This window comes from Streptomyces sp. JLBJ103 (assembly GCF_058215575.1).
The window spans coordinates 7,010,643-7,033,943 of record NZ_CM177089.1; the positions used below are offsets into that span (position 1 = coordinate 7,010,643).

Annotated in this window: 21 protein-coding genes and 2 pseudogenes; 9 read left to right on the forward strand and 14 right to left on the reverse strand. The window is 68.0% G+C overall.

From position 1 onward, the window contains the following. Window positions 1–34: 34 nt before the first annotated feature. The 3 genes from AC4BEG_RS30705 to AC4BEG_RS30715 form a co-directional block, all read right to left on the reverse strand. On the reverse strand, window positions 35–1,636 hold the full coding sequence (locus AC4BEG_RS30705) for an amidohydrolase (RefSeq protein WP_490702917.1): 1,602 nt from the start codon (window positions 1,634–1,636) through the stop codon (window positions 35–37). Window positions 1,637–1,736: 100 nt separating this feature from the next. Then, on the reverse strand, window positions 1,737–3,212 hold the full coding sequence (locus tag AC4BEG_RS30710; protein ID WP_490702918.1) for an APC family permease: 1,476 nt from the start codon (window positions 3,210–3,212) through the stop codon (window positions 1,737–1,739). Between the two features lie 489 nt (window positions 3,213–3,701). Continuing rightward, window positions 3,702–4,088, reverse strand: a complete 387-nt coding sequence (locus tag AC4BEG_RS30715) for an ATP-binding protein (RefSeq protein ID WP_490702919.1) — start codon at window positions 4,086–4,088, stop codon at window positions 3,702–3,704. A 332-nt stretch (window positions 4,089–4,420) separates the two neighbouring features. Between AC4BEG_RS30715 and AC4BEG_RS30720 the strand changes: the two genes are divergently transcribed. After that, window positions 4,421–5,053 (forward strand): TetR/AcrR family transcriptional regulator, encoded by a 633-nt coding sequence (locus tag AC4BEG_RS30720; protein WP_490702920.1) that lies wholly within the window; start codon window positions 4,421–4,423, stop codon window positions 5,051–5,053. Between the two features lie 524 nt (window positions 5,054–5,577). Here AC4BEG_RS30720 and AC4BEG_RS30725 read toward each other — a convergent pair. The 3 genes and pseudogenes from AC4BEG_RS30725 to AC4BEG_RS30735 all read right to left on the reverse strand — a co-directional run bounded on the left by AC4BEG_RS30725 (window position 5,578) and on the right by AC4BEG_RS30735 (window position 8,106). After that, window positions 5,578–6,396, reverse strand: a complete 819-nt coding sequence (locus AC4BEG_RS30725) for an SDR family oxidoreductase (RefSeq protein ID WP_490702921.1) — start codon at window positions 6,394–6,396, stop codon at window positions 5,578–5,580. After that, window positions 6,393–7,211: pseudogene (locus tag AC4BEG_RS30730) on the reverse strand (FAD-binding protein); the annotation flags it as partial. The pseudogene AC4BEG_RS30730 and the gene AC4BEG_RS30725, both read right to left, overlap by 4 nt. A 1-nt stretch (window position 7,212) precedes the next feature. Continuing rightward, window positions 7,213–8,106: an NADP-dependent oxidoreductase gene (locus AC4BEG_RS30735; protein WP_490702922.1), complete on the reverse strand. Its 894-nt coding sequence runs from the start codon at window positions 8,104–8,106 to the stop codon at window positions 7,213–7,215. Between the two features lie 70 nt (window positions 8,107–8,176). On the opposite strand from AC4BEG_RS30735, the gene AC4BEG_RS30740 reads away from it, so the two are divergent. The 4 genes and pseudogenes from AC4BEG_RS30740 to AC4BEG_RS30755 all read left to right on the forward strand — a co-directional run bounded on the left by AC4BEG_RS30740 (window position 8,177) and on the right by AC4BEG_RS30755 (window position 11,479). Continuing rightward, window positions 8,177–8,746 (forward strand): TetR/AcrR family transcriptional regulator, encoded by a 570-nt coding sequence (locus AC4BEG_RS30740; RefSeq protein WP_490702923.1) that lies wholly within the window; start codon window positions 8,177–8,179, stop codon window positions 8,744–8,746. A 400-nt stretch (window positions 8,747–9,146) separates the two neighbouring features. Continuing rightward, a pseudogene (locus tag AC4BEG_RS30745) lies at window positions 9,147–9,674 on the forward strand (transposase); the annotation flags it as partial. A gap of 113 nt (window positions 9,675–9,787) precedes the next feature. Beyond that, window positions 9,788–10,156, forward strand: coding sequence for a hypothetical protein (locus AC4BEG_RS30750; protein ID WP_490702924.1), 369 nt, complete (start codon window positions 9,788–9,790; stop codon window positions 10,154–10,156). 846 nt (window positions 10,157–11,002) lie between these two features. Then, a complete protein-coding gene (locus AC4BEG_RS30755) occupies window positions 11,003–11,479 on the forward strand; it encodes a hypothetical protein (RefSeq protein ID WP_490702925.1) in 477 nt (158 codons plus the stop codon). 109 nt (window positions 11,480–11,588) lie between these two features. Here AC4BEG_RS30755 and AC4BEG_RS30760 read toward each other — a convergent pair whose 3' ends face one another. Beyond that, complete coding sequence (locus AC4BEG_RS30760; protein ID WP_490702926.1) at window positions 11,589–12,914, reverse strand: MFS transporter; 1,326 nt, start codon at window positions 12,912–12,914, stop codon at window positions 11,589–11,591. Window positions 12,915–12,969: 55 nt separating this feature from the next. Beyond that, entirely contained in the window at window positions 12,970–14,196 is a 1,227-nt protein-coding gene (locus AC4BEG_RS30765) for a M20 metallopeptidase family protein (RefSeq protein WP_490702927.1), read from the reverse strand. A gap of 118 nt (window positions 14,197–14,314) precedes the next feature. Here AC4BEG_RS30765 and AC4BEG_RS30770 point away from each other — a divergent pair, with 118 nt between their 5' ends. Continuing rightward, a complete protein-coding gene (locus tag AC4BEG_RS30770) occupies window positions 14,315–15,385 on the forward strand; it encodes an Lrp/AsnC family transcriptional regulator (protein ID WP_490702928.1) in 1,071 nt (356 codons plus the stop codon). A gap of 214 nt (window positions 15,386–15,599) precedes the next feature. Here the strand turns inward: AC4BEG_RS30770 and AC4BEG_RS30775 are convergent, their stop codons facing one another. The 3 genes from AC4BEG_RS30775 to AC4BEG_RS30785 form a co-directional block, all read right to left on the reverse strand. Beyond that, entirely contained in the window at window positions 15,600–15,818 is a 219-nt protein-coding gene (locus AC4BEG_RS30775) for a hypothetical protein (RefSeq protein ID WP_490702929.1), read from the reverse strand. After that, window positions 15,802–16,050, reverse strand: coding sequence for a hypothetical protein (locus tag AC4BEG_RS30780; protein ID WP_490702930.1), 249 nt, complete (start codon window positions 16,048–16,050; stop codon window positions 15,802–15,804). Before AC4BEG_RS30780 ends, AC4BEG_RS30775 begins: the two co-directional genes overlap by 17 nt. Before the next feature lie 63 nt (window positions 16,051–16,113). Further along, window positions 16,114–16,443 (reverse strand): hypothetical protein, encoded by a 330-nt coding sequence (locus AC4BEG_RS30785; protein WP_490702931.1) that lies wholly within the window; start codon window positions 16,441–16,443, stop codon window positions 16,114–16,116. Between AC4BEG_RS30785 and AC4BEG_RS30790 the strand changes: the two genes are divergently transcribed. After that, entirely contained in the window at window positions 16,442–16,954 is a 513-nt protein-coding gene (locus AC4BEG_RS30790) for a hypothetical protein (protein ID WP_490707263.1), read from the forward strand. The genes AC4BEG_RS30785 and AC4BEG_RS30790 overlap by 2 nt on opposite strands. 396 nt (window positions 16,955–17,350) lie before the next feature. Here AC4BEG_RS30790 and AC4BEG_RS30795 read toward each other — a convergent pair whose 3' ends face one another. Beyond that, complete coding sequence (locus AC4BEG_RS30795; RefSeq protein ID WP_490702932.1) at window positions 17,351–18,460, reverse strand: metal-dependent hydrolase family protein; 1,110 nt, start codon at window positions 18,458–18,460, stop codon at window positions 17,351–17,353. Between the two features lie 1,312 nt (window positions 18,461–19,772). Here AC4BEG_RS30795 and AC4BEG_RS30800 point away from each other — a divergent pair. Further along, entirely contained in the window at window positions 19,773–20,666 is an 894-nt protein-coding gene (locus AC4BEG_RS30800) for a methyltransferase domain-containing protein (protein WP_490702933.1), read from the forward strand. 429 nt (window positions 20,667–21,095) lie between these two features. On the opposite strand, the gene AC4BEG_RS30805 is transcribed toward AC4BEG_RS30800, so the two are convergent. Together AC4BEG_RS30805 and AC4BEG_RS30810 are read right to left on the reverse strand one after the other, a co-directional pair. Beyond that, window positions 21,096–21,281, reverse strand: coding sequence for a hypothetical protein (locus AC4BEG_RS30805; RefSeq protein WP_490707350.1), 186 nt, complete (start codon window positions 21,279–21,281; stop codon window positions 21,096–21,098). A gap of 77 nt (window positions 21,282–21,358) precedes the next feature. After that, complete coding sequence (locus AC4BEG_RS30810) at window positions 21,359–21,658, reverse strand: hypothetical protein (protein ID WP_490702934.1); 300 nt, start codon at window positions 21,656–21,658, stop codon at window positions 21,359–21,361. 985 nt (window positions 21,659–22,643) lie between these two features. Here AC4BEG_RS30810 and AC4BEG_RS30815 point away from each other — a divergent pair. After that, window positions 22,644–23,045, forward strand: coding sequence for a hypothetical protein (locus AC4BEG_RS30815; RefSeq protein ID WP_490702935.1), 402 nt, complete (start codon window positions 22,644–22,646; stop codon window positions 23,043–23,045). The last annotated feature ends 256 nt before the right edge of the window (window positions 23,046–23,301 follow it).

Below are 23,301 nucleotides of genomic sequence, written 5' to 3' on the forward strand. Positions count from 1 at the left end.
TACGCGAGGTCGTCAGATCGATGCCCCGTTTGCGTCAGGCGCGGTGGGTGACGTTGCCGCCGAGCATCGTCAGCGCGATGGGCGCGTCGGCGAGTTCGTCCGCGGGGGCGTGCACCGGGTCCGCGCCGAACACGGTGATGTCGGCTCGGTAGCCGGGGGCGATACGCCCTGTCGACGCTTGCTCTCCGGCGACTTTCGCGGGGTTCGTGGTCATGCCATGGAGCGCGGCGAGCGCGTCGAGTGCCTGCCCGGGGGTGACAGGGGCGGCGTCGGGACGGCTGGGCAGGCGGCGCAGGCGTGCGGTCGCGAGGACTTCCCGAGGGTCGTAGTGGGCGATGGGCCAGTCGGAGCCGAGGACGAGGGTGGCACCGGTGGCGTGGATGTCGCCGGTGCACCAGGCTCGATTGGCACGCTGGTGTCCGAGTCGGCGGGACCACTCGTCGGTGTGATCGGCCCGGGTGTAGGCGGCGTGGGTTGGCTGCATCGAGGCGGCGACGCCCAGCTTCGCGAATCGCCCGGTGTATTCCAGGGGCAGGGACTCGATGTGCTCGATGCGATGCATGACGGAGCGGGTGTCGGCGCTTTCAAGGGTGTCGAGGACGTGGCGGACTCCGGCGTCGCCGGTCGCGTGGGTGGCGGTCTGGACGCCCGCGGCCGCGAGACGGTGCACGGCGCGCGTGTATGCGGAGGGGTCGCGCCAGAAGGATTCGGTGCCCTGCCCGTGGCAGTCGGCGTGTTCGAGCCACGCGGTGCCGCCTTCGACGGTTCCGTCGATGTAGAACTTCACGGCACCGAGCTGCCAGTTACGGCCGTGCCGGCCGTGGTCGCGGATCAGGCTGTCGAGCTCGTCGTCGGTGACTCCGGGGCTGCACCACGGCGCCAGGCGCAGCCGCAGTGGCAGCCCGTCTTCGTCGTCGAGTGAGGTGAGCAGGTCGAGGGCGTCACCTTCGCAGTCCATGACGTGCCCGCCGGTCAGGCCTGCGGATGCCATGTCGTCGAGGAGAGTGCGCAGTTGGGCGCGGCGCTGGGCCTTGTCGGGGCGGGGGACGATGCGGTGGACGAGTTCCATGGCGGCCGCTTCCAGGAGGTGTCCGGTGGGTCGGCCGTCCGGGTCGCAGACGATGGTGGAGCGCTGGGGGAAGTCGCGGGGGCCGGTGATGCCGGCCAGGTGCAGGGCTGTGGTGGACGCGAGCGCGGAGTGCCCGTCGTACAGGCCCAGTAGCGCGGGGACGTCGCCGAGCACGTCGTCGATGACTGTTGCGGTGATGGGGGTGCCGTCGAAGGCGCTGTGTTCGAGGCCGAAGCCGGTGACCCAGCCGCTGCGGGGAGTGGACTGGGCGGCCTTCGCGAGGACGTTGCGCAGTTGGTCGAGAGTGGCGACGGTGGACAGATCGATACCGGTGGCGAGGTCGAGGCCCATGACGGGGTGGGTGTGGCCGTCGACCAGGCCAGGGGTGAGATAGCAGTTCTCGAGGTCGATGATCTCGGTGTGCGTGCCGCGCCAGTCGCGGATGTCGTGGTGGTCGCCGACAGCGGTGATCAGGCCGTCGGTGACGGCGACGGCGGTGGCGCCGGGCTTGTCGGGGTCGAGGGTGTGGATTCGGTGGGCGAGGACGATCGTGTCGGCCTGCGGCATGGTGCTGGCTCCTCACATCAACAAGGGCGGGGTGGCGAAGCTGAGGCGGGGGGAGACGGGGGTCGGGTGGCCCGGACCGAAGGGGCATGGGCTTCGCGGGTCAGCTCGCAGTGTTTGCGGGGGGCTCGGGGGTGAGAGCCTCGCGCGGCTGGGCGAGGCTGTCGTAGGCCTCGCGGCGCTTGGAACGGACCACGGCGGCGGCGGCATACCCGGCGACGAGGACGACGGGGACGCTGCCCACCAGGACGCTGTTCACGGTGGCCGACGCGCCGGTGAGGAGGACGATCTTGCTGATCATGAGGCAGAGCGCGCCTGCCATGAGGACTGCGGAAACGACCGGCGCCACCGTGGTGCGCACCAGGCCTTCCTGGTGGGCGGTGCGCTTGAAGTACAGCGGGACGGCGAGTGCCGTGAGGGTCTGGAGCAGCACGATGCCGATGACCCCGGGGGTGTTCACCCAGATCAGTAGGTGGAGGTAGGGGTCGGCGTGGGCGATTGCGAACGCGGCGACGACTACGACGGCGAGTGCGGTCTGCACGGTGCCGGCGGTGTGCGGGGAGCAGTGTTTGGGGTGCGTGTGGCCGAGGCGGGCGGGCAGGATGCCTTCCCGAGCCAGGCTGAAGGTGTAGCGGTTGATCGCGTTGTGGAAGGCCAGGAGCGCGGCGAACACACTGCTGACGAACAGCAGGTACATGGTGCTCCTGGCCCAGCCGCCGAGGTACTGGCCAGCCATGGTGAACACCACGGACGTCGGGTCCTTGGTGATGATTTGGACGGCGTGGTCGGCGCCGACCGCTTCGATGATGGTCCAGCAGGTGAAGGCGTAGAAGAGGGCGAGGAAACCGACGGCGATGTAGGTGGCGCGGGGGATGGTGCGCTTGGGGTCGCGGGCCTCGTCGCGGTAGATCGCGGTGGACTCGAAGCCGATGAACGCGCCGAACGCGAACGCGAGGAGGATCCCGGTGCCGGGGCTGACCGCGTTCGTGGGGGCGAACGACGACAGCTCCAGGCCATGCGCTCCGCCCCGCACGACGACCGCGGCGTCGGTGAGCGCGAGGATGCCGGTCTCGGCGACGAGCAGGACACCGAGGAGCTTCGCGCCGAAGTCGATGTTGCGGTAGCCGGCGAGGGCGACCAGGGCGATCGCGGCGAACGCGTAGACCGGCCACGGGATGTCGAGGCCGACAAGGCTCTGGACAGTGGCCTGGGTGGCGGTCGCGAACAGCCCGTACATGCCGATCTGCAAGGCGTTGTAGGCGAACACGGCCAGGCATGCGGAAGCGATGCCGGTCCGCTTGCCCATGCCTCGGGTGATGTAGGCGTAGAACGCACCGCCTGCGTCGACGTGGCGCGCCATCGTGGTGAAGCCGACGGAGAAGACAGCCAGTGCGATACCGGCGAACAGGTAGGCGGCGGGTGCGCCGATGCCTCCGGACATGATCGCGACCGGGGCGATCCCGGCCATGACGGTCAGCGGAGCCGCAGCAGAGATCACGAAGAAGGCGACGTCACCCGTGCCGAGATTGCCGCGCAGCGCCTGGGGCGGAGGAGCGGGGGTGAGGGGGGAATCTGTCATGGCGACTCCCATCGCAGGGTCAGGGGGCGGGCGCCCGACCGGCGGGCGCCAGCAGTTATCTAAACCGTTTCGGTTTAGATAACTGGAAGCTAACCTGTGCGGCACCGGAGGGGAAGAGCCTGGGGGTCTCGAAAACGTCACGTGGTGGAGGAACTGGCACCGACCGAGCACTCAACGTGCAGACCTCTTCTCGCCGCCGTCACGCGCCGCCGCTGTCGAGCTGCTGCGTGACTCAGGGGGCTCGGCGTCGAGGCGGCACCGCACCCATGGCACGGAACCCGCCGACCGCGCCTTCGAGGTGGCCCCGGCCGCCCTGCTTGTGGGCTTCACCGAGAGCCTGCCTGCCGGGTGAACCGGCCCTGGCAGGGGCCCGCGCCCGGCGCCTGGACCCTGGGGCGGCCGAGTGCTTGCTCGGCCAGAGGTGCCCATCGGCTGGAGCCGCAGCTAGCGGCGGTGGCCGTCGCCGGTTGCCCTGGGCTCGTCGTGAGTTCAGGCAGCGGTGCGCGGGCCGCTCTTCCAGGTGTCGCGAAGCGCCAGTGTGAACCAGGTGGTCTTGCCGGTGGGAGTGCTGGTACTTGCCCAGGCTTCGGTGAACGCGTCGAGTAGTACCGTGCCGCGACCGCCTTCGGCGTCCAAGGCGACGGTGCGGCGTTGTGGCCTGGTGGGGTTGGTGTCCTCGACCTCGCACCGCAGCAAGGGCCCAAGGACCCGTATGTTGAGCCGGACAGGGCCGGGGGCGTAGCGCAGGGCGTTGGTGACCAGCTCGCTGACCAGGAACTCCACGGTGTCGATGAGGTCTTCTTCCAGGGCCCAGTTGTGCAACTGCGCGGTGACTCGGCGCCGGACGCGACCGACTTCGGCCAGATCGCAGCCCACGGGCCAGGAGGTGTGCCGGCCGCCGACGCGGGTGGCGGTCGGGCGACGCAGCGGCTGCGGGGCTCCGGCGGACCGGGGGGAAGCGGGTGGGCGACGCCCCCCGAGACGGTGTCGGCGCCGATGTTGCCGCGCCGCACCTGGTGTGGAGTAGCGGCGGTGTGGGGGGAATCTGTCCTGGTGACGTCCATCGCAGGGTCCAGGGTGAGCGGGCGCCGATCCAAGGGCGCCGGTCATTTTATCTAAACCGTTTCGTTTTAGATAAATGCAAGCTAACATGGGCAGCACGGAGAAGGAAGAGTCCACAGAAAAAACTCGCGAGGAGGGGACTGTCGATGGCCAGGCCGCACGTAGCGCTGCTGGACCGCGAACGCATCGCCAACGCCGCCATGGCGATCGTTGACGAGACGGGGGACTTCACCGTGCCCGCGATCGCCCGATCACTGAACGTGCAGACCTCCTCCATCTACCACCACGTCGACGGGCGTGCAGGCGTCATCGAACTGCTGCGCGAGAAGGTCGTCGAGGAGATGGACTTCGACCAATTCGGCAGGCTCGACCAGCTCGGCCAGCGCCCTTGGCAGGCGAACACGGCCGACTTCGCCCGGTCCTACCGCGCGGTGTTCGCCGCCCATCCGCGCCTCGTGCCCATCCTCGCCACCACCACCGTCCGCGCACCCCTCTCCATCAGTGCGTACGAGCGGGTGATCGCCATGCTGCACGACGCGGGCTTCTCCGACCAGGACTCCCTGACCGTCGTGACCGCGGTCGAGAACTTCATCATCGGCTCCGCGCTGGACCTTGCAGCCCCCGCAGTCATGTGGGAGATCCCCGACGATGCCGAGGCCCCTGAACTGGCCAGGGCCCTGGAGGCCGCACCCCATGGCGCGGAGCGCGCCGAGCGCGCCTTCGAGGTGGGCCTGGCCGCCCTGCTCGCGGGCTTCACCGAAAATTTCCTCTCCGGGTGAACCGGCCCGGCAGGACCCCGCGTCCGGTGTCCAGGCCCTGGGGCGGCCGAGGTGGTGATCGGGCAGTTCATCGAGGCCGAGCGGGCCGGACCGGCCGAGACCACGGTCATAGCTGAAGAACCGGAGCACCCGGAACGGGCAGCCTGCTGTGGTCCCGCACCGCGCGCCGGGGGACGGACACGAGCGCGCTGCCGCCCCAGGCGCGATTCTGGAGATCGTGTCCGCGGTCGCGGAGCCGGTCCCGGCAAAGGACCTCAGCATCTGCGCCGGACCACGGGGAGTCGGATCAGTTCGTGTGCCGACGCGGCACGCTGTCGGTGCGGCCATCAGCCGCATTCGGCACAGGTGCCCACGTGCGAGCTGAAGTGCAGGATCGCGCTCGGATGAACGAGGTGTGTCGCTGATCTTGTTTGCGCCGTGAGGCGTTGTTGGTGGAGTGGAGGTGAAAAATGCACCAACCCGCTGTCGTAGCAGTGGGGTTGAAGCTGAGGGAAGCCGGCCTCCGGCCACCCACTCGTCGAATGTCATCTCCATGGTCGATCCAGGTCGTGGGTCTTGGCGGTGATCCGCTCCATCGCGGAGCCGGGAAGGAGCCGTTTGAGCGCGAACGCGATGGGGGCGTTGCTGCCGACGGCGTACAGGGGTTTCGGCCGGCGTGCTTCGATCGCCGACACGATCGTCGCGGCGACGCGCCCCGGGTCGATGCCGCGGCGTTCGTTGCGGTCGAGGGCGGTCAGCAGTGTTCGGTAGCGCTCGCGGTAGGGCGAGTCGTCGGCGATGTATTTCGTTCGCCGCCCGCTGATGCCCGTGCTGATCGCCCCGGGTTCGACGGTGGTGATCCAGACTCCGAACGGCGTGAGTTCGTAGCGGGCGGCGGTCGCGAATCCCTTGAGCGCCGCTTTTGACGCGACGTAGGCGGAGCGGAACGCGGCGGGGAAGCTCGCGTTCATCGATCCGACCATCACGATTCGCCCGTAACGGCGTTCTCGCATACCCCCGACCAGCAGCTGGGTGAGGTGGACGGGGCCGTGCACGTTGAGCTGGAAGAGCCGCTGCACGGCGTCGTCGTGGAGCTCTTCGAGTGGCCCGACCTGGCTCTCCCCGGCGTTGTTGACCAGTACGTCGATGGCCCCCACGCTGTTCGCACAGCGTTTGATGCTGTCCCGGTCGGCCAGATCGAGCGCCAGGTACCGGACGCCGTCGATCCGAGCGGCGGGATCGATCGAGTCCGGGTCGCGGCTGGTGCCGATGACGGTGTAGCCGCGGTTGATGAACGCGTCGGATGTGGCGCGGCCGATGCCGGATGTGGCGCCGGTGATCAGCGCGGTCCGCTGCCTGCTCATGCGCGTCCCTCCGTACGACGGTCGGCGGGCGCGAGCCGGCGGGCGAGCGCCCGTCCGGCAGCGCGGCCGGAGAAGATGCAGCCGCCGACGAAGGTGCCTTCGAGCGCGTTGTAGCCATGCACGCCACCGCCGCCGAACCCGGCGGCCTCGCCGGCGGCGTACAGCCCCGGGTACGGGCTGCCGTCCGTGCGCATGACCTGCGAGTCGAGGTTGGTTTCGATCCCGCCGAGGGTCTTGCGGGTGAGGATGTTGAGGCGCACCGCGATCAGCGGCCCGTGCCGAGGATCGAGCAGCCGGTGCGGCTTGGCGATGCGAAGCCGCTCGCCTCGGTAGCGGCGCGCGTTCGCGATGGCAGCCAGCTGGGCGTCCTTGGAGTACGCGTTCCCGGTCTCCCGGTCACGCGCTCGCAGCTGGCGTTCAACATGGTCGTGGTCCAGCTTGGGCCCGCGGGCGAGTTCGTTCATTCCGGCCACGAGGTCGCGCAGGTTGTCGCGTACGACGAAGTCGATGCCCTTGCGCCGGAACGCGTCGACCGGCCCGGGTGCGCCCTTCGCGAGCCGGCTGCGGAGCGTGTGCCTGATGTCCTTGCCGGTGATGTCGGGGTTCTGCTCGGAGCCGGACAGCGTGAACTCCCTGCCGATGATCGTCTCGTTGAGGATGAACCATGAGTAGTCGTGGCCGGTGGAGAGGATCCGCCTGAGCGTCCCGAGCGTGTCGGACCCGGGGAAGTACGGCGCCTGAAGGCGGTCACCGTTGGCGTCGAGCCACACCGGCGACGGGCCGGGAATGATCCGGATCGCGTGGTCGGGAATCGGCTCAGACGACGATGACCCGGCGCCCGCGCGTGTGACCGGCCTTGCTGTCGATGTGTGCCGCCGCGGCCTCGGTGAGCGTGTACGACTTCTCGACCGGGATGTGGAGCTTTCCCCGTGAGATGAGGTCGACGGCCTCGGCGAGGGCTTGCGGCACGTTCCCGGTCACGCCGGAATACCGGACACCGAACTCCGGCGCCCCGAGGTCGGCGATGGAGACCACCCTCTGCGGGTCTCCGGTCAGTTCGACAAGTTCGCGGATCACACCCGAGCCGGCCAGGTCGAGGGCCGCGTCGATCCGGCCGAGCTGTCGCACCCGCTCGGTCCAGCCCTCGCCGTACGTCGTGGCGAGGGCGCCCAGGCCGCGCAGGTAGTCCTGGTTCGCGGCCCCGGCCGTGCCGATCACCGTGATGCCGCGGTCACGGGCGATCTGCAGCACCGCCGATCCGACCCCGCCGGAGGCGCCGCTGACCAGCAGCGTCTGCCCGGGCTGCACCGCAGTCTGGCGCATGATGCGCAGCGCGGTCTCCACCACGGAGGGGTAGCCGGCCGCCTCTTCGAACGACAGCCCCTCGGGCATCGGGGCCCAGGCCGCCAGCACGGCGAACTCGGCATAGGCGCCTGAGCCTCGCCCGAACACGTGGGTGCCGACCTCCATCCCTTCGACGCCCTCACCGACCTCGTCCACCACCCCGGCGGCGTCCTGCCCGACTCCGGCGGGCAATTCGACCGGACGGACCTTCTGGAACTGGCCTTCGCGGATCCGCCAGTCGACGGGGTTCACACCCGCCGCCCGTACGGCGACGCGTATCTGGCCGGGGCCGGCGTGGGGCTCCTCGGCGTCGGTGAGTTGCAGGACCTCAGGGCCGCCGAACTCGGCGAAGCTCACTTTCTTCATGCCGCCGACCGTAACACTAGCAATTAGCTTTTTGAAACGGTTACAGATTCGCATTTGGTAGCGTCAGGCCATGACCGAGCCCACCGGACGCCGTGAGCGCAAGAAGGCCGCGACCCGCCAGAAGATCGCCGACACCGCCCTGCGGCTCTTCCTGGAACGCGGGTACGACGCGGTGGGCATCCGCGATGTCGCCGCCGAGGCCGACGTGGCTGTCACCACGCTCTTCTCCCACTTCGCCGCGAAGGAGGCCCTGGTCTTCGAGCAGGACCAGGACTTCGAGCAACGCCTCACCCGGGCGGCCACCGACCGGGCCCCCGGCGAGCCGCTCATCCCCGCACTGCGCCGCGAGACCCAGGCCCTGGTGCGCCACTGCACGGCGGACAGCAACGCCCCGGTCTGGCAGATGATCGACGCGTCACCCGCCCTGCGGGAGTACGAGGAGTCGATGCGGCTGCGCCACGCGGAGTCCCTGGCCACGGCCATCGCCGCCGACCTCGGCCTGCCACCGGCCACCACCGCGTGCCGGGCGATCGCGCGGTTCGTGATCGACGCCTACGCGGTGGCCCGCGAGGCGGACGACCCGCAGGCCGCCGTGGACGAGATCTTCCGGATGATCGAGGCGGCCTGGGAGGCCGCCTGATCTTCTGCGAGCAGTCGTCAGGGCCGCGGTTGGCCGCGGCCGACGGCGCATGAAACGCGTCAGCCACCGCGGCAGCACACGAAGCCGGCGTCGCCGCGGCAGGCGACGACGAACCGTTCGAACTCGCTGGTGGCTTTGCGGCACGGTGGCGATGCTCATCTCGTCGCGTGGGGTCACCAGTCGTCGGCGATGAGGATGTCGATGCGGACACGTTCCCATGCTCGGGGGGCGGAGACGGCTTCGTGGGGGATCCACCGCTAGCTTGATCTTTAACGTCCGGCGTCGAATGGTGTGTCGAACTTGATCACGCGGTTAGGTAACCGCCGTACGCCAAAGCGGCCTTCGTCGCAACACGTGCTCCGACCAAGGAACACACACGTCCAGCACGAAGGCCGCGAGGATGAGTCTGTTGCATCACGATGCCGGCAGGATGCATGGGCGGAACTGTCATGCTTCCGGGGCGAGTTCTACGCCGTCTGACCGCTCGTTCGGATGTGCGTTGTTCGAGCTGGCTGATGCCGTTCTGTGTGGCGACGGGCCGGTGAGGTCGCTGGCCGAACCCCCGCTGGTGGGCGAAGACCACCGCGGCCACGGAGGGCTCTACGCCGCCCTCGCCCAGGGCCGGGTCAACACCGGCCGACTGCGGCGGGCCCTGGCCGCGGTGCCACTGCCCAGGGCTGCCGACGGTCGGCTGGTCCTGACCATCGACATCACCTGCTGGCTACGGCCCGACGCCCACACCTCACCGGAACGGATCCGGTGTCACACCTACGGCCGCGGCAAAGTCCAGCACATCCCCATCCCCGGCTGGCCGTACTCCATCATCTGCGCCCTCGCGCCCGGCCGCAGCTCGTGGACCGCGCCCCTGGACGCCCTCCGCCTGGCATCCGGCGACGACACCGCCACCGTCACCGCCCGACAACTGCGCGGATGAAGCGATGACATTGCATTCGGATGTGGCCGATTTGCTGGCGGGGGCCGGCATCGTCGACGTGGACGTCGACGATGCCGTCGCGGACGAGCACGTCCGACCCCATCGACATGGTGTCCAAGACGGCGGTGGTCGACCTCGTGGACAGGATCGCGATGAAGGTGACCGGTCCCGCCGAGTTCCGGCAGTGGTCGGCCGAACTCCTGCCGGAGATCGACCAGCTCAAGACGGAGGCGTACCGCGAGTTCATTCGCCGCCGCATCCACGACTGGCTGGTCTACCTGTCCATCAAGGATGGTCATCCGCCGACACCGGCCGAGGGCGAAGGTCACGGACTGGATGCAGCGCGTCCTCGCCAAGGAGTCGACGTCGCCGGCGGTACTCGCCCTGATCGCCGAGTCAAGCAGAACCAAGAAGACACGAAACATCGCGAAGAACCGAGCCGGAAACCGCAAGCTGAGAACGGAATGAGTCGGTAGTGGCATTGGCAGGCGCCGCCGACTTGTGGGGCTCGAATAATCATCGCTCGTGGTCAGGTGGCATGTCTGTACTCGTTGATCACGCCGCCGAGCACGCGGGTGCGCAGGACTCTGCGGCTGACCAACATGGGGACCGGGGGCGGTGTTCGGGGGCTTGGGGAGGTAGTTGGCATCGGGCCCGGTGGGGGCGATGTGTGTTGTAGTGCCTTTGGTACGTGGTCAGGGTCTGGTTACGCGTGAGCTTCGCTCAGGATGAGTGCGTGGTCACGGACTTCTCGGCGGAGGGTGCCGATGATTCTCTCGCAGTGGGCGTTGGACCTGCTCACAGGCAGCGACCCAGTGCCAGGACAAGGCGCGTACGACGACACGCGCCCTCACCGGGTTGCCACGACGGCCTTCAGCGCCCTCGACCTTCTCGCCGGCCAGCTCCTGCATGACGTCCTCGGAGTGCATCCTGGTAGCAAGGCTCCGGCTCTGGCTGCGCTGTACAGGCAAACTCGCAATAGGACGCCACCCCGTCGGGCAGCGGCTCAAAATCCAGCTCTACCCTCCCATATGTCGGTACGCAGGCGCCCAACGTCTGGCGTGAATACACCTGCACCCCCCGAACGGAACGGGCGAGTGCGACAGGCTCCGAAGCAGCCACAGCGGGAGCTGTACGGGCGCGCCCGCGGCCATGCGTGGCCGCATCATTCGCTACTCGTGGACGTTCTCAGGCATGGCAGGGAGTCAGTCCAGGTAGGGCCGCCCGCGGTGCTCCAGATCCCGTGCGGCTTTGAACATTGGGTGGCAACTGTCGTAGGAGTAACTGGTGTTGAGCAAATTGTCGCTGATAGGTTGCTGATCATGTCCAGTCAACAACCTCCAGAATGGAATGCAAGCTACGGGTCCCCCTACCCCACGGCTTACGGCCCACCGGCTCCCAACGCTCCTCATCCGCATGGCCCCGGGATCGATGGCGGTCTGCCGCAACAAATGGGCATGCCAGGGACAGTCCGAGCCGCGCAGATCACTTTTTTCATAGCGGCGGGCCTCGCACTGCTCGGCATCGTGATCGCTGCCACGACTGGCGACGTGGAGAAGTCCGGAATGATCACTGGGGTAAACCTTCACGTGTTCATCGGGTTCGTCAGTGCTCTGCGTTTTGGAAAGGGGAAGGGCAAGGGGTCCGCGACGGTCATCGCTGTGCTGATGATCGCTGTGGGATTTGGCTCGCTACGGCAACTGCCCGCCGTGCTCGTGCAGTTCGTGGCTGGCGTCGTCATCTTGGTCCTACTCGCCCAGAAGCAATCCAAGTACTGGTTCCGGCGCCCTGCCCGCTGACATCCACGCCCGTACATCGGCCAGCACGCGGCGTGGACAGGCCCGGACGGTGGGCCCCGGCCGCCTCGGGTGGTGGCAGGACGCGGCCCGCCGTTGGTCTGGCTGGGGCCTACTCCAGTGGCTTGGCTCGTGTCTCGGGGCTGGTGAGGACGACCAGGGCGCTGACGAGCAGCAGAGCGATGTTGTAGCCGGTGAAGTAGTTCTGTGCGTGGTGGCTGGCGAGCCAGGTCTGAAGGTAGGGGGTGGTTCCTCCGAAGAGCGCCACGGCGATCGCGTAGGGGACGCCGGTGCCGGTGGTACGCACGTGGGTGGGGAACAGTTCGGCGAAGATCGCGGGCGCGATGGACGCGCACATCGCGGTGAACAGCAGGGCGATGGTCATGGCCAGGCCGAGCTGCCAGACTCGGCCCGCTCGGGCCAGGAGCAGCAAGGGGTAGGCGAGCACTGCCATGCCCAGAGCGAAGATCAGCATGTTGGGTCGGCGTCCGAGCCGGTCGGACAGCGATCCGCACAGCGGCAGCGCAGCGATGAAGATCAAGAGTGCGACCACCTCGGCGAGCAGCACTGCGGTCGAGTCCAGCTTCGTCACGCTGATGGCGTAGGTGGGGGCAGCGGTGGTCCAGGCCTGGTAGGTCACCGTGAAGCCTGCGGTCAGGCCGATCACCCGCCCGGCAGCGGCACGGTTCTGCCACATGCCGCGCAGCACGGACAGGCGCTGCGGGGCCGCACTGTGGGAGGTGTGCTCCTTGTCGAAGGCATGCGTCTCGGTGAGTTTGCGCCGCAGGAACAGGGCGTAGACGCCGAGCAGCCCGCCGATGACGAACGGTACCCGCCAGCCCCATGCCTCCAGGGCTTCCGTGCCGTACAGGGCTGCGAGGCCGGCACCCAGCAGGGTGGCGATCAGCATGCCGCAGGCCCCGGAGACGTAGATGGCGCTGGTCCACCGGCCGCGGCGCTCGGGTGGGGCTGTCTCGGCGAGGTAGGTCTGGGAAGAGGGGAGTTCGCCGCCATGGGCCATGCCCTGTATGAGCCTGGCCAGGAGCAGAATCAGCGAGGCCGCGGCGCCGATGCTCGCGTAGGTGGGGGCGAGGCCTATTGCCAGACTGCCCGCCGACCCCATGCCGATGGAGAGCAGCATGGCCAGGCGCCGGCCCTTACGGTCCGCGAGCCGACCGAAGACGAAGGCGCCGATCGGCCGCATCGCGAAGCCCACGGCGAAGATGGCCAGTGTGGACAGCAAGGCCGACAGTTCGTTGTCCGGGTTGAAGAACTGCTGGGCGAAGAACGGCGCGAAGATGCCGTAGACGTGCCAGTCGTACCACTCGAGCGCGTTGCCGATGCCGGTGCCGACGAGGGCGCGCCGTTGTCCTCGGCTGGAGCGTCTGTGGCCCGGCGCGGTGACGGGCACCGAGCGGGTCGAGGGCGCGGGTGACAAGGGGACCTCCAAGGTGAGCGACGGGGGGGCGGCCAAGGTGAGCGACGGGGGTCGGTCAGCAGGCGAGAGCCGAAGCAACTCCGCCGGCTGGCTGTGCTGACAGTCGGCGGGTGGCGAGATCGGCGTAGAGAGCTGCGCCGTCACACAGCACGCCCTCGTCGAACTCCGCATACGGCGAGTGGTTGTTCGCCACGGTCGAGGGGTCTGCACCGGACGGAGCGGCGCCCAGCATGACCAGGCTGCCGGGCACCTCGCCCAGGATGCGGGAGAAGTCCTCGGCGCCGGTGAGGGGGTGGGCGAGCGGCCGGAAGCGGTGCTCGCCGAAGGTCTCGGTGACGGTGGACCGGACGAAGGCGGTCTCGCGCTCGTCGTTGACAGTCACCGGGTAGCGCTTGGTGAACTCAACCTCCGCCCGCAGACCGTGGGCGGCGGCGATCTGGCGTACGAGGGTCACCACCGCGTCCTGCATCCGGTTCTGCGCCCGGGTGGAGAACGTGCGCACGGTGCCCTCCAGCCGCACCGTTTCGGGGATCACGTTGCGGCGGGTGCCGGCGTGGAAGGAACCGATGGTCAGGACGACCGGATCGAAGGGGTCGCAGGTTCGGGAGACCATGGTCTGGAGCGCGGTGACCATCTCGCATGCCGCGGGCACCGGATCCTTGGCACGGTGCGGCGCCGAGGCGTGTCCGCCGGCCCCGATGACGGTGACATCCACGTCGTTGGTCGCCGCCATGGTCGCACCGCTGCGCGCCATGAAGACACCGGTGGGAAAGTCGGTGGTGAACACATGCAGTGCGTAGGCCGCGACCGGCCGGGGTCCCGCCGCCTCCAGGATGCCTTCGGCCAGCATCGCCCCGGCTCCGTCGCACCCCTCCTCGCCCGGCTGGAACATCAGCACCACGTCGCCGGCCAGATCCCGCCGCCGCGCGGCGAGCAGATGGGCGGCACCGATCAGCATCGTGGTGTGCAGATCGTGGCCGCAGGCGTGCATGACGCCCGGTGTCGCGGAGGAGAATTCCAGACCGGTGCGCTCCGTCACCGGCAGGGCGTCCATGTCCGCCCGGAGCAGCACCGCGGGTCCCGGCCGCCCTCCGCGCAGCACTGCCGTGACCGAGGACAGCCGGCCGCCCGTGGAGATCTCCAGTGGCAGGCCGTCCAGCGCCTCCAGCACTTTCTCCTGGGTGCGCGGCAGGACCAACCCCACCTCGGGATCGGTGTGCAGGCTGCGGCGCAGCCGGACCAGATCATCGCGCAACGCAGTCGCATCCTCACAGATCGCCATGACAGCGGATGCACCTCCAGAGGCTTGGGCATGGTGCCGAACGGCGGATGTCCCTAGGGTGGACAGGCGCGCGACAGCAGCGCCGAAATCAGCAGGAACGTTCACAGGGTGCGATCCAATGCAAGATTCGTTCAGCCTCGACGAAGCTGATCTGTCGCTGATCAATGTGATGCAGATAGCGCCGCGGGCTACCTGGACCGAAGTGGGAAAGGTTCTCGGCCTCCACTCGGCCACTGTGGCGCGGCGCTGGGAGCGCATGACCGAACAGGGCGTCGTCTGGGTGACCGCCTACCCGAACCTGGCGCTGTGGACCGAACAGCGCTGTCTGGCCTTCATCGAAGTCGACTGTCAACCCACCGCCCGGAAGCAGGTGGTGGACGTGCTCGCCGGGGTGCCGCAGATCGCCTCGGTCTCCCAGGTCGCCAGCGGCCGCGACCTGTTCCTTGTGGCCCTGTTCACCGACCTTCAGGCGCTGTCGCGGTTCGTGCTGGACTACGTCAGCCAGTTGCCCGGAGTGCGCGGCACCCGTACCCGCACCGCAACCCGCTTCTACAGCGAAGGCAACAAGTGGCGGCTCCAAGCCCTCTCGCCCGACCAGCGCGCCCACCTGACCCGCCACAACCCGCAAACCTCTCCAGGAAGCCGGACGTCCCACGAAGGGTTCCGCGATCTTCTGCTTCCCCTGTCTTCCGACGGCCGCCGGACAGCCGCCGAACTTGCCGCCCTCACCTCGACAAGCGTGTCCACCACCCGGCGGCGCCTGGAACGCATGGCCCGAGAGGGCTTGGTGTCCTTCCGCTGCGAAGTGTCCGACATCATCAGCGGCTGGCCCGTGCACGCCTATTTCTGGGCCCGCGTCCCTGCCCACGAACTCGACAGGATCGCTCAGACGCTGCTGACACTGCCGGAAATCAGGATGTGCGCCGCGATCACCGGAACGGACAACCTGCTCGTCATCGTCTGGCTGCGCTCCCTTGGCGACAGCCAGCGTCTGGAGACCAGACTCGCCGAACGTTTCCCCACGCTGACACTGACCGAACGCGCCATCGTCCTGCGCATGAGCAAACGCATGGGCTGGCTACTCGATGACCACGGTCGAAATACCAGCCCGGTACCCGTCAATCCCTGGGCGGACATCCCCCACGACACCCACATCAACACGAACCCGGACGAGCAGCCCGGACAGTAAGCAGCCCCCGCGTCCGGGGGACTTGCCTGCTTGGCCCACGCCAGAGCCGGAGGCTGTCATTCCGCCCCCTACTCAGCCGCCCGCAGTGGAGGGTTTCTCCAGGCCTTCAACGAGACGGCCCGGCTCGTTCGGGGCACAGATGGACTCCGCCAACGCCGCACCGTACCGCTTCAGAATGGCTTCATAGCCGGTGCGCCGGGGTTTCGTCGGGTGGTCAGCCGGCGCTGCGGTACTCGTTGACGAGTCCGGCAACGGCTTGTCGGTGTTCGATCCGGGTTGACGGCAGGGGGATGACGTCTGGGGCGTCCAGCGGCGCGAGCTGATCTCGGCCCTGATGGGGTCGGTGGCCGTTGAAGTGCCGGGCGCAGTCGTGGAGGATCTTCTCGGCGTGTCCGCGGTGGAAGATGAGCAGGCGGTCAGTGCACTTCTTCACGTACCGGGTGCACGAACCGCTCGGCGTGCGGGTCGCAGTTGGGGCTCCTCGGAGGGATCTTGGCTACGGTGATGCCCTCGCTGGCGAAGACGGCATCGAAGGCGGCCGTGAACTTTGTGCCCCGGTCGCGGACCAGGTGGGTGAACTTGGTTGCGCGGTCGTCGAGTTGCCAGTGCAACTGGCGGGCCTGCTGGGTCGCCCAGGCGGGGGTGGGGTGAGCCCATGTCGGCATCGGGGCAGCAACCTGCCGACGCAGGGTCGCGACCTCGTGGCGCAAGATCAGTATTTCGACCTCCTACACCGGCCGCACACTCGCCGATCCAAGTGCGCGTGCGTGTGCATGGCGCTGGTGCCGGACGGCATCACGCTGCCGCTGAAGTAGTGACCTGGCATGGGTGGTCAGGCTGCCTGGCCGTAGCCGTCCGCGCCGGGGCCGTTCGCCGCGCGGCGCGCTGAAGTCGACGTCCAGGTGCGGTTCGTACGCCTCGGGCTCAAGGCCGAGTTCGTAGGTGGAGTACTCGCCGAGGCGGCGGATGTGCTCGGTCAGGTACGGCGAGATGTGGGCCAGGTCCTCGGGGGGCTGGCCGGGCGGGCTGAAGGCCGGGAGACTCGCTGCTGTGGACATGGGGCTCTCTGGTTTCAAGCCGTCCTTCCTGGTCGGGATCGAGGCGGTTCGACAGGCGCACGAATCAGGTCTGGCAGCGCTCGCTGAGAGGCGGCTGACAGGGTTCGCCCTCGTGCGCTTCGTCGAGGACGGAGACTGGTTCGCCGAATGCCCGGTGGTGCTGGACTTCGACGGCGTTCAGGTAGAGGTTTCCCACTCGAAGTTCGATGAACTCTCGATCGGTTGGGACACGATCGACACTGGGGCGACTATCACCGGGTGGGAGTGGTTCGAGCTCACGCCTCAGTGGTCTCACCATGATGAACGCCTGGAGCCGTTTGTCGGCCAGGAGCTGTGCGAGGTCGCGCTGCTTGAGTGGCGGCCAGCAGACCGTGACCTGGCGGCCGGAACGGTAGCGGTGGAGTTCGTCTTCGCCGGAGACTGCCTGCGGATCGTCAACGGCCTCGACGAGAACCGCATCGAGGTCGGTGCGGCCCAGCCAGATTACGTTCGGCACCGGCTGGGCCGTTGAGCGCTACTGCCCTGTCGGATGCCGGTCGATCTCAATGACCGGCAGCATGGTGGCCTGCGCTGGGCCGTGCTTGCTGGGTGATCCAGGGGCCGGTCGCGGTCGGGTGATGTCGGCGATGTGCAGCCCTGTCGCTCCAGGAGAAGCGCGGCCGTGGCTGGGCACGGCGTGCGATGGCGAGTTGATGCCGGAGCATCAAAATCCCTGTGTCCTTCGAGGCATCCGAGCGGGCGAGAATAGCCGAGCCCCACAGGTTTCCCCGGCACTGCCATTACCAGCGGCGACGGCACACGTACGAGGGGCGGCCTCCATAAGACCGCTCCTCACCGCTCCATGGCCCGCTACACTCCAGCCGCCCAGTCAAACCCACAGGTCAGACAGCGAAATCCTGCTGGAGTATTAGCCTTTGAATATCCTTCCAGCTCGGATCACGGTTCGGACATCGAGCAGGGTTTCCAGGTGGTCCAGGGGATTGCCAGCCACTGAGATGAGGTCGGCGTCGTAACCGACGGCGATCCTTCCTTTGCGATCGGCCAGTCCACATGCTTGCGCGGCGAGGGTGGTGGCCGAAGCCAGGGCTTCGGTGTTGGTGAGGCCGAGCGAGCCGAAGTGGATGACTCCGTGGGGTAGCACGCCGTGGGGTTTGCGGGGACCGGCACCAGCGTCGGAGCAACAGACCAGCCGCGCCCCTTCGCGGTGCATCCGCGCAAAATTCGCGCTTCGCTGCTCTACGCGCTTGGCCATGTGTGGTGCGACCATCGTGCCTGTCGGGAGCCATGCTTCGGTGGCACCGATGAAGATGCCTGCCTCCACCACGGCCTCAACGGTCCTCCAATCGGGTTCGACTCCGTCTTCGGTAAAAAAGGAGGCATGCTCGATACCGTCGACGCCGGCCGCGACAGCATCAGCCATTCCCTGCCGACCATGAGCATGTGCTGTGACCGGTCTGCCGTGTGCATGGGCTGCCCAGGTCACTGCTGCGAGTTCGTCAAATGAGTACTGTGACTGGTGCGGCCCCCATCCAGGGGTGATCACGCCACCGGTTGCCATGATTTTGACTACGTCGGCGCCGCGTGCGACGCGCTCCTCGACTGCGGCCTCCACGGCCGAGATGCCGTCGGCTTCGCCGCCCAGGAACCAGCAGTGTCCGCGAGTTCGCGTAATGGGCGGTCCGGCGGCGAGGAGCTCCGGCCCTATCTCCGTCCCTGCCGTGTAGTGGTCCCGGAGCGATATGGCAAGAAAACGACGATCGCCGAGGTCCCGTACGGTGGTGACACCCGCCCGCAGCTGGTGTCCGGCATGGACGCGCATGCGCGCCAAGGTGATGTGATCGTCTTCTTCTGCCATCGCCTGCTTCGACTTGTCGTCGGGGTCGAAAGCAAGGTGTACGTGAGAGTCGATGAGCCCTGGGCAGAGCGTGGCATCACCAAGATCCAGAACACGCAGGTCGGAAGAAGGAGGCGCTCCCGTCATATCGACACCTGCAATGCGCGAACCATCGATGAGCACAAGTGGGCGCCCCGGTCGCAACGTATGCCCGTCAAATAGCCGCGCCGCGCGGACCGCCCAGATCCCCCGACGCTGCACATGCTGTTGTTCGCCGCTGGTAACCACCCGGCCGTGTCTCCTCACAAGTCGATAATTGCTAACTTGGGCGACAACCGCTAACTTGGGCGACCGTTCACCGATCCGCGACAACCAGTGAATGCGCGAAAAGCTACCCCGGTCCGCGACAGCCAAACAACTTCACTGACCAGGTCTCCACCACCGGGCAATTCGGAAATAGTGGGACGGTCGTGACTAGTGCTTGAACTAGCTGGAACGGGACTTCCTTTCATTTAAACCCTCAGTGCCGCCTTCAGTCGAGCCGCTGCAACCAAGCCGTTTCCGCGGGTAGCGGGAGCGGCCTTTGTCGTTCCCAGGCTGGGAGCGATGGGGAGCCCTCTGGGGGCCCTCATGCTCCCAACTCGCAGACGGGGCAAGTCTGTCAGATTTGTCTGTCACCCGATCCGGTCGACCTAGTGCGCGGTAGTGCGCAGCTGTGCGTGCTGTCAACCGTAGGGCGCCGAGGTCGCCCTGCCGGTATGAATGTCCTCGTCGTCGAGAGGCATAAGAACCCCTTGACGGCTCCCGACCCCTTTTCTGGGCGGGAGCACGGCTTCGTGCTCCCCATGCGACGGGGGAGGCTTGGCTGCGTTGGCGGCATCCGGCGGTCGTTTCCGCAGGCAGTCGCCGTGTGGGCTCTCCGGTCGCCAGATGCTTGCCACATCAAGGCGGGGCAAAGCCCCTTGGTTCCGGGCGGCAGACGGGGCACTCCCAGGGGGTGAGTGCCGTATCGGTCTCTGGTGTGCCGTTGTGATAGGGCCGACCGGGACAGGCTGATGAAAATAGTGTGCCAAGCGGGTCGTGAGTGGTTACAGCTGGCTTGCGGTGCTGCGGAGTCGGTCAAGCTTGTGCCGTTTCGGGAAACCCGTCGCGGGTGTTTGTGCAGGGCTTCGGCGTAGTCGGATGGTGTCCGGTTCATGAGGGTCTGTCGGGTGGGAAGCCCTGGGCGTAAGACAGTGCCGGACAGCCCCGGATCCCGAACCGGAGAAGAGGTACCACCCGTCATGAACGGGGACGTGCCCTGCTGGATCCGCTGGCCCCGACTTCACGTCGTGATCGAAGGCGTCCAGTACGAGGTCGAACCGGCCGTAGCCGACCTTCCGGCGCGTCACGGTGCAGAACCGTGCTGTAGGACGTGCGGGGTTGGCTGGCTGTGTGAGACATCCCTCTCCCGTCGTCGTGGCGCTGGCGGCCTGGGAAGGTTGACCATGTAGTCATGACCTCCTCGACCCGCCCGCCGCACGTTGTTGGCCGACCGGATCCGATAGACGGGACTACCGGGCTCGGTGGAGAGTCCGCTCCCGCCCGCGGGTACCTGCTGGACAACGCGCGCGCCGAGGCGGGCGAGCGATTCGTTTGGCTGGCCGAGCTGTTCGACGGTGTGACGCGCGGGCACTTCGATCGACTGGGGGTCAGGGCTGGCTCGCGCTGCTGGGAAGTGGGGGCCGGTGGCCCCAGTATCCCGGAGGCGCTCGCGGCGGCCGTCGGTCCGACCGGGCACGTGCTGACCACGGACATCGACCCGTCGTGGCTGAAGACAGGCGACGGGTACGAGGTGCGCCAGCACGACGTCGCAGCCGACCCGCCCCCGGAGCCGGGGACGTTCGATCTGGTGCACGCCCGGCTCGTGCTGGTCCATGTACCCGACCGGGCTCGGGCGTTGGCCACGATGGCGGCAGCGCTACGGCCCGGCGGCTGGCTGCTGGTCGAGGACGCCGATACCGCTCTGCAGCCACTGGCATGCCTGGACGACAGCGGCCCTGCGCAGCGGCGAGCCAACCGGCTGCGTGACGCGGTCCGGGAGCTGCTGACGCGCCGCGGCGCGGACCTGCGCTACGGCCGGACACTGCCGCGGGCATTGCGTGAGGCCGGCTTGGTTGATGTCGCCGCGGGGGGCTTTTTCCCGGTCGGCGGGCTGGCCTGCGACCGGCTGGAGGCGGCGACCATCCGGCACGTGCGCGGCGAGCTGCTCGCGGCCGGCCTGGCCGACGACGCCGAGATCGACGCGCACCTGGCCGCCATCCAGGCGGGCAAACTCGACCTGACACTCGCGCCGCTGATCTCGGCCTGGGGACGCCGTCCAGCCGAGCACCCGTCGGCACTCGGTTAGGTGCGGATCCAGGCGTTGTCCGACCTGCCCACAGCGCTGTTCGTCGAGGGAGGCCAGGCAGCTCGCGCAGGTGCGCGCCGCGCGTCACCGGAGTTGGGGCCAGCCCGCGATCCCGTCAAACATCTCCCAACGACAAAACGTCAACCAAGTCCTGAGCCCACACACCGACAGACAGGCACGGGCTTCGAAGATCATGGAGTTCTCGACACCCCGTGATCCGAGTGGAAGACCGTGCCTGTCGACACACCCTCCCCGATCCCGGCTGCTCTTGACCCACTCCGCGAGCAGCCCGAACCCCGCTCCGAGGAGATCCCGGGGCTGCTGGAGCGGCTGGCCGAAGTGCCCGACCCGCGTGACCCGCGCGGAGTGCTCCACGCCCTGGCCGCCGTGCTCGCGCTGAGCGCGTGTGCCGTACTGACCGGAGCCACCTCACTGCTGGCGGTCGGGGGGGATCAGCGACGACAGCGCCGCGCACCACAGCCGATCCGCCGACTCGTACCGCACGGGCCTCGTGTGCTGCGTGCGCAGCACCGTGTTCTGGTGTCGCAGCACCAGCAGTTCCGCGTCTTTGGCCTTATCCCGGCGCAACAGCAACGCCGGGAACGCGAGCGGCATCGCCGACCACGTGCGCGTCGGGCGAATTGTCCGACGAGCGAGAGGACGGCCCGTACACACGGCTCGTCGGGCCGGCTTCAGTCGGTGATGTACCACTTGCCCTTGATGTACTCCAAGGTGTAGCTGCCGAGGTCGCTCTCGGAGAAGGTGGCCGAGGCCCTGACCGCCTCGACCGGCATCTCGACCCTGTCGGGTGTTTGCACGACGACGCGCTGAGGGTCGACCGTCGCGGTCTGGAGCGCCTTCTTCTGCGCGGGCGAGATCATCTGGAACACGACGGCGTACGTCGACGTGCACGGACCGTACCCCTGGTCCTGCGCCTTCTTCGCCGCGGGCCCGGCCACCTCGCAGACCGTGTCGATGTCCTCCCGGCCCAAGGCGTGGAGGTACGTACTGCTCGTACCGCCGGATCGCTCCCTCCTTCGTCCTGGGCGTGGGCTGTTCCCCGGAGGGATCCGCCGGGGGCCGGTCGGCGCCACCCTCACACCGCTCGTCGGTGAATACGCCCGGCGGCTGACGCTTCGGGTAGGGGCCCATCGGCCCGTTGAACCCGCTCACGTGTTGCTGCGAACCCCACCATCCGGCGTACCCCCACCAGGGCTCGCGGTCCTCCGGTACTTCGAAGATCACCCAACCGGTAGCCCGCTTCGCGGAGAGGGGGCGGTTCGATCGGTCTACGCGGACACCCCAAGGGCTCCGGTGAGGCTGGTGGCAGCGATCTCGACTGATTCCATCAGGCTGGCGAGCAATGACGGAGGGATAGCTCCGCGACCAAGGCCAGCCTCTCGGACGAGTGCACTCAAGGTGTGTTCCTCGTCGGCCGTCATATGGCTCCGGGTCGAGTTGTGGCGCAGGACTTCCCGAGCGGTAAAGGCATCGTCAGACGATGCGGTATCACGGATCAGCCTGACGCACACGGCCTTAGCTGCCGTGGGACACACATTGTCGGCGAGGTCAATCGCGGTCGTGCCGAGTCGGGAGCGGAAGAACGCATCGCGGTTCGGCCGGTAACCGGCCACGCCGCACGGAAGGTGCCGAACTCTCTCCGGCACAGGTCTGCTGCGAGGCCGGGCATGCCGTAGTCGGCCGCGATGAGGGCGGCGAGGTTCCAGGCCGCGCAAGCCCGCTCGATCTGGCTTTCTGGCTGTGCCCTGGGTCCCGCTGGCCTGAGCGATGGTGCGGGCTTCGGCAATCCGGGACCATCACCGCCCGCTGGCGCCTGAAGCACCTGCCTGGCCATCACCGACCCGCCCCGTCCCGGGAGGCCCTGACGTGCTTCGGCTCAGCGGGGCGGGCCGCTGCGCCGAAGCACGAGAGTTGTCACAAGGACAGGCGCACGTCACGGAGGGATAGCGTTGCGGCATGACGTCAGTGCCGACCCGGTTCCCGCCGTACCCGATCCGTGGCGTGCGCGTGCTCCATCAACGGCAGAACTGCGCACCGCATTTCGCGGAGATCACGGTGGACTTCGAGCCCGCGGCCGAGGGCTTTTCCTTCGAAGTGGCCGAGGGGCTGACGGTGGAGTACGAACCCGCCGGGGATCTGCCGCCCTTCTTCGGCGCAGTCGCCGCGGGGATCAAGGAACAGTTGAGCTTTCCCGAGCACGGTGTCGTGACCGCCACCAAGGTGGTGCTGCGGCAGGCCCGCGCCGAGACATTCGGCTCCCACGAGCTGGCCTTCAAAATTGCGGGCTATCTCGCTGCCCGCAAGGCTCTGGAGCACACCGGAGCGCCGCGCACCGAGGTGCCTATGGATCGGCCGTAGCACACGCGTCGTCACGGCTTTCCTGCTCCGTGTGCTTGAAAGCGGGGAGTCGGAGTACAGCGGTATCGATGTCGAACACCGCACGCCGTCGTGACCCTCTGGGTCGAGTACGCGGAAGCGCATCGGTTCTCCATCGTTGATGCCGCATGGCTGCTCTTCTCGCATTGACGCCTGCCCGCCGCGACGAATGGGCCGTGCAGCTGCCCGCCATGAGCGACCTTCCCAACGATGTTCCACAGCCGACCTCGCGCTCGGA

Excerpts from the sequence above, each read along its gene's own strand:
- AC4BEG_RS30755 (WP_490702925.1), top strand. The coding sequence starts at position 11,003 with ATGTCCAGTCAACAACCTCCAGAATGGAATGCAAGCTACGGGTCCCCC.
- AC4BEG_RS30725 (WP_490702921.1), bottom strand. The coding sequence starts at position 6,396 with ATGAGCAGGCAGCGGACCGCGCTGATCACCGGCGCCACATCCGGCATC.
- AC4BEG_RS30765 (WP_490702927.1), bottom strand. The coding sequence starts at position 14,196 with ATGGCGATCTGTGAGGATGCGACTGCGTTGCGCGATGATCTGGTCCGG.
- AC4BEG_RS30815 (WP_490702935.1), top strand. The coding sequence starts at position 22,644 with ATGACGTCAGTGCCGACCCGGTTCCCGCCGTACCCGATCCGTGGCGTG.
- AC4BEG_RS30740 (WP_490702923.1), top strand. The coding sequence starts at position 8,177 with ATGACCGAGCCCACCGGACGCCGTGAGCGCAAGAAGGCCGCGACCCGC.
- AC4BEG_RS30710 (WP_490702918.1), bottom strand. The coding sequence starts at position 3,212 with ATGACAGATTCCCCCCTCACCCCCGCTCCTCCGCCCCAGGCGCTGCGC.
- AC4BEG_RS30720 (WP_490702920.1), top strand. The coding sequence starts at position 4,421 with ATGGCCAGGCCGCACGTAGCGCTGCTGGACCGCGAACGCATCGCCAAC.
- AC4BEG_RS30770 (WP_490702928.1), top strand. The coding sequence starts at position 14,315 with ATGCAAGATTCGTTCAGCCTCGACGAAGCTGATCTGTCGCTGATCAAT.
- AC4BEG_RS30805 (WP_490707350.1), bottom strand. The coding sequence starts at position 21,281 with ATGCCGCTCGCGTTCCCGGCGTTGCTGTTGCGCCGGGATAAGGCCAAA.
- AC4BEG_RS30735 (WP_490702922.1), bottom strand. The coding sequence starts at position 8,106 with ATGAAGAAAGTGAGCTTCGCCGAGTTCGGCGGCCCTGAGGTCCTGCAA.
- AC4BEG_RS30780 (WP_490702930.1), bottom strand. The coding sequence starts at position 16,050 with ATGCCGACATGGGCTCACCCCACCCCCGCCTGGGCGACCCAGCAGGCC.
- AC4BEG_RS30750 (WP_490702924.1), top strand. The coding sequence starts at position 9,788 with ATGGTGTCCAAGACGGCGGTGGTCGACCTCGTGGACAGGATCGCGATG.
- AC4BEG_RS30800 (WP_490702933.1), top strand. The coding sequence starts at position 19,773 with ATGACCTCCTCGACCCGCCCGCCGCACGTTGTTGGCCGACCGGATCCG.
- AC4BEG_RS30705 (WP_490702917.1), bottom strand. The coding sequence starts at position 1,636 with ATGCCGCAGGCCGACACGATCGTCCTCGCCCACCGAATCCACACCCTC.
- AC4BEG_RS30785 (WP_490702931.1), bottom strand. The coding sequence starts at position 16,443 with ATGTCCACAGCAGCGAGTCTCCCGGCCTTCAGCCCGCCCGGCCAGCCC.
- AC4BEG_RS30790 (WP_490707263.1), top strand. The coding sequence starts at position 16,442 with ATGGGGCTCTCTGGTTTCAAGCCGTCCTTCCTGGTCGGGATCGAGGCG.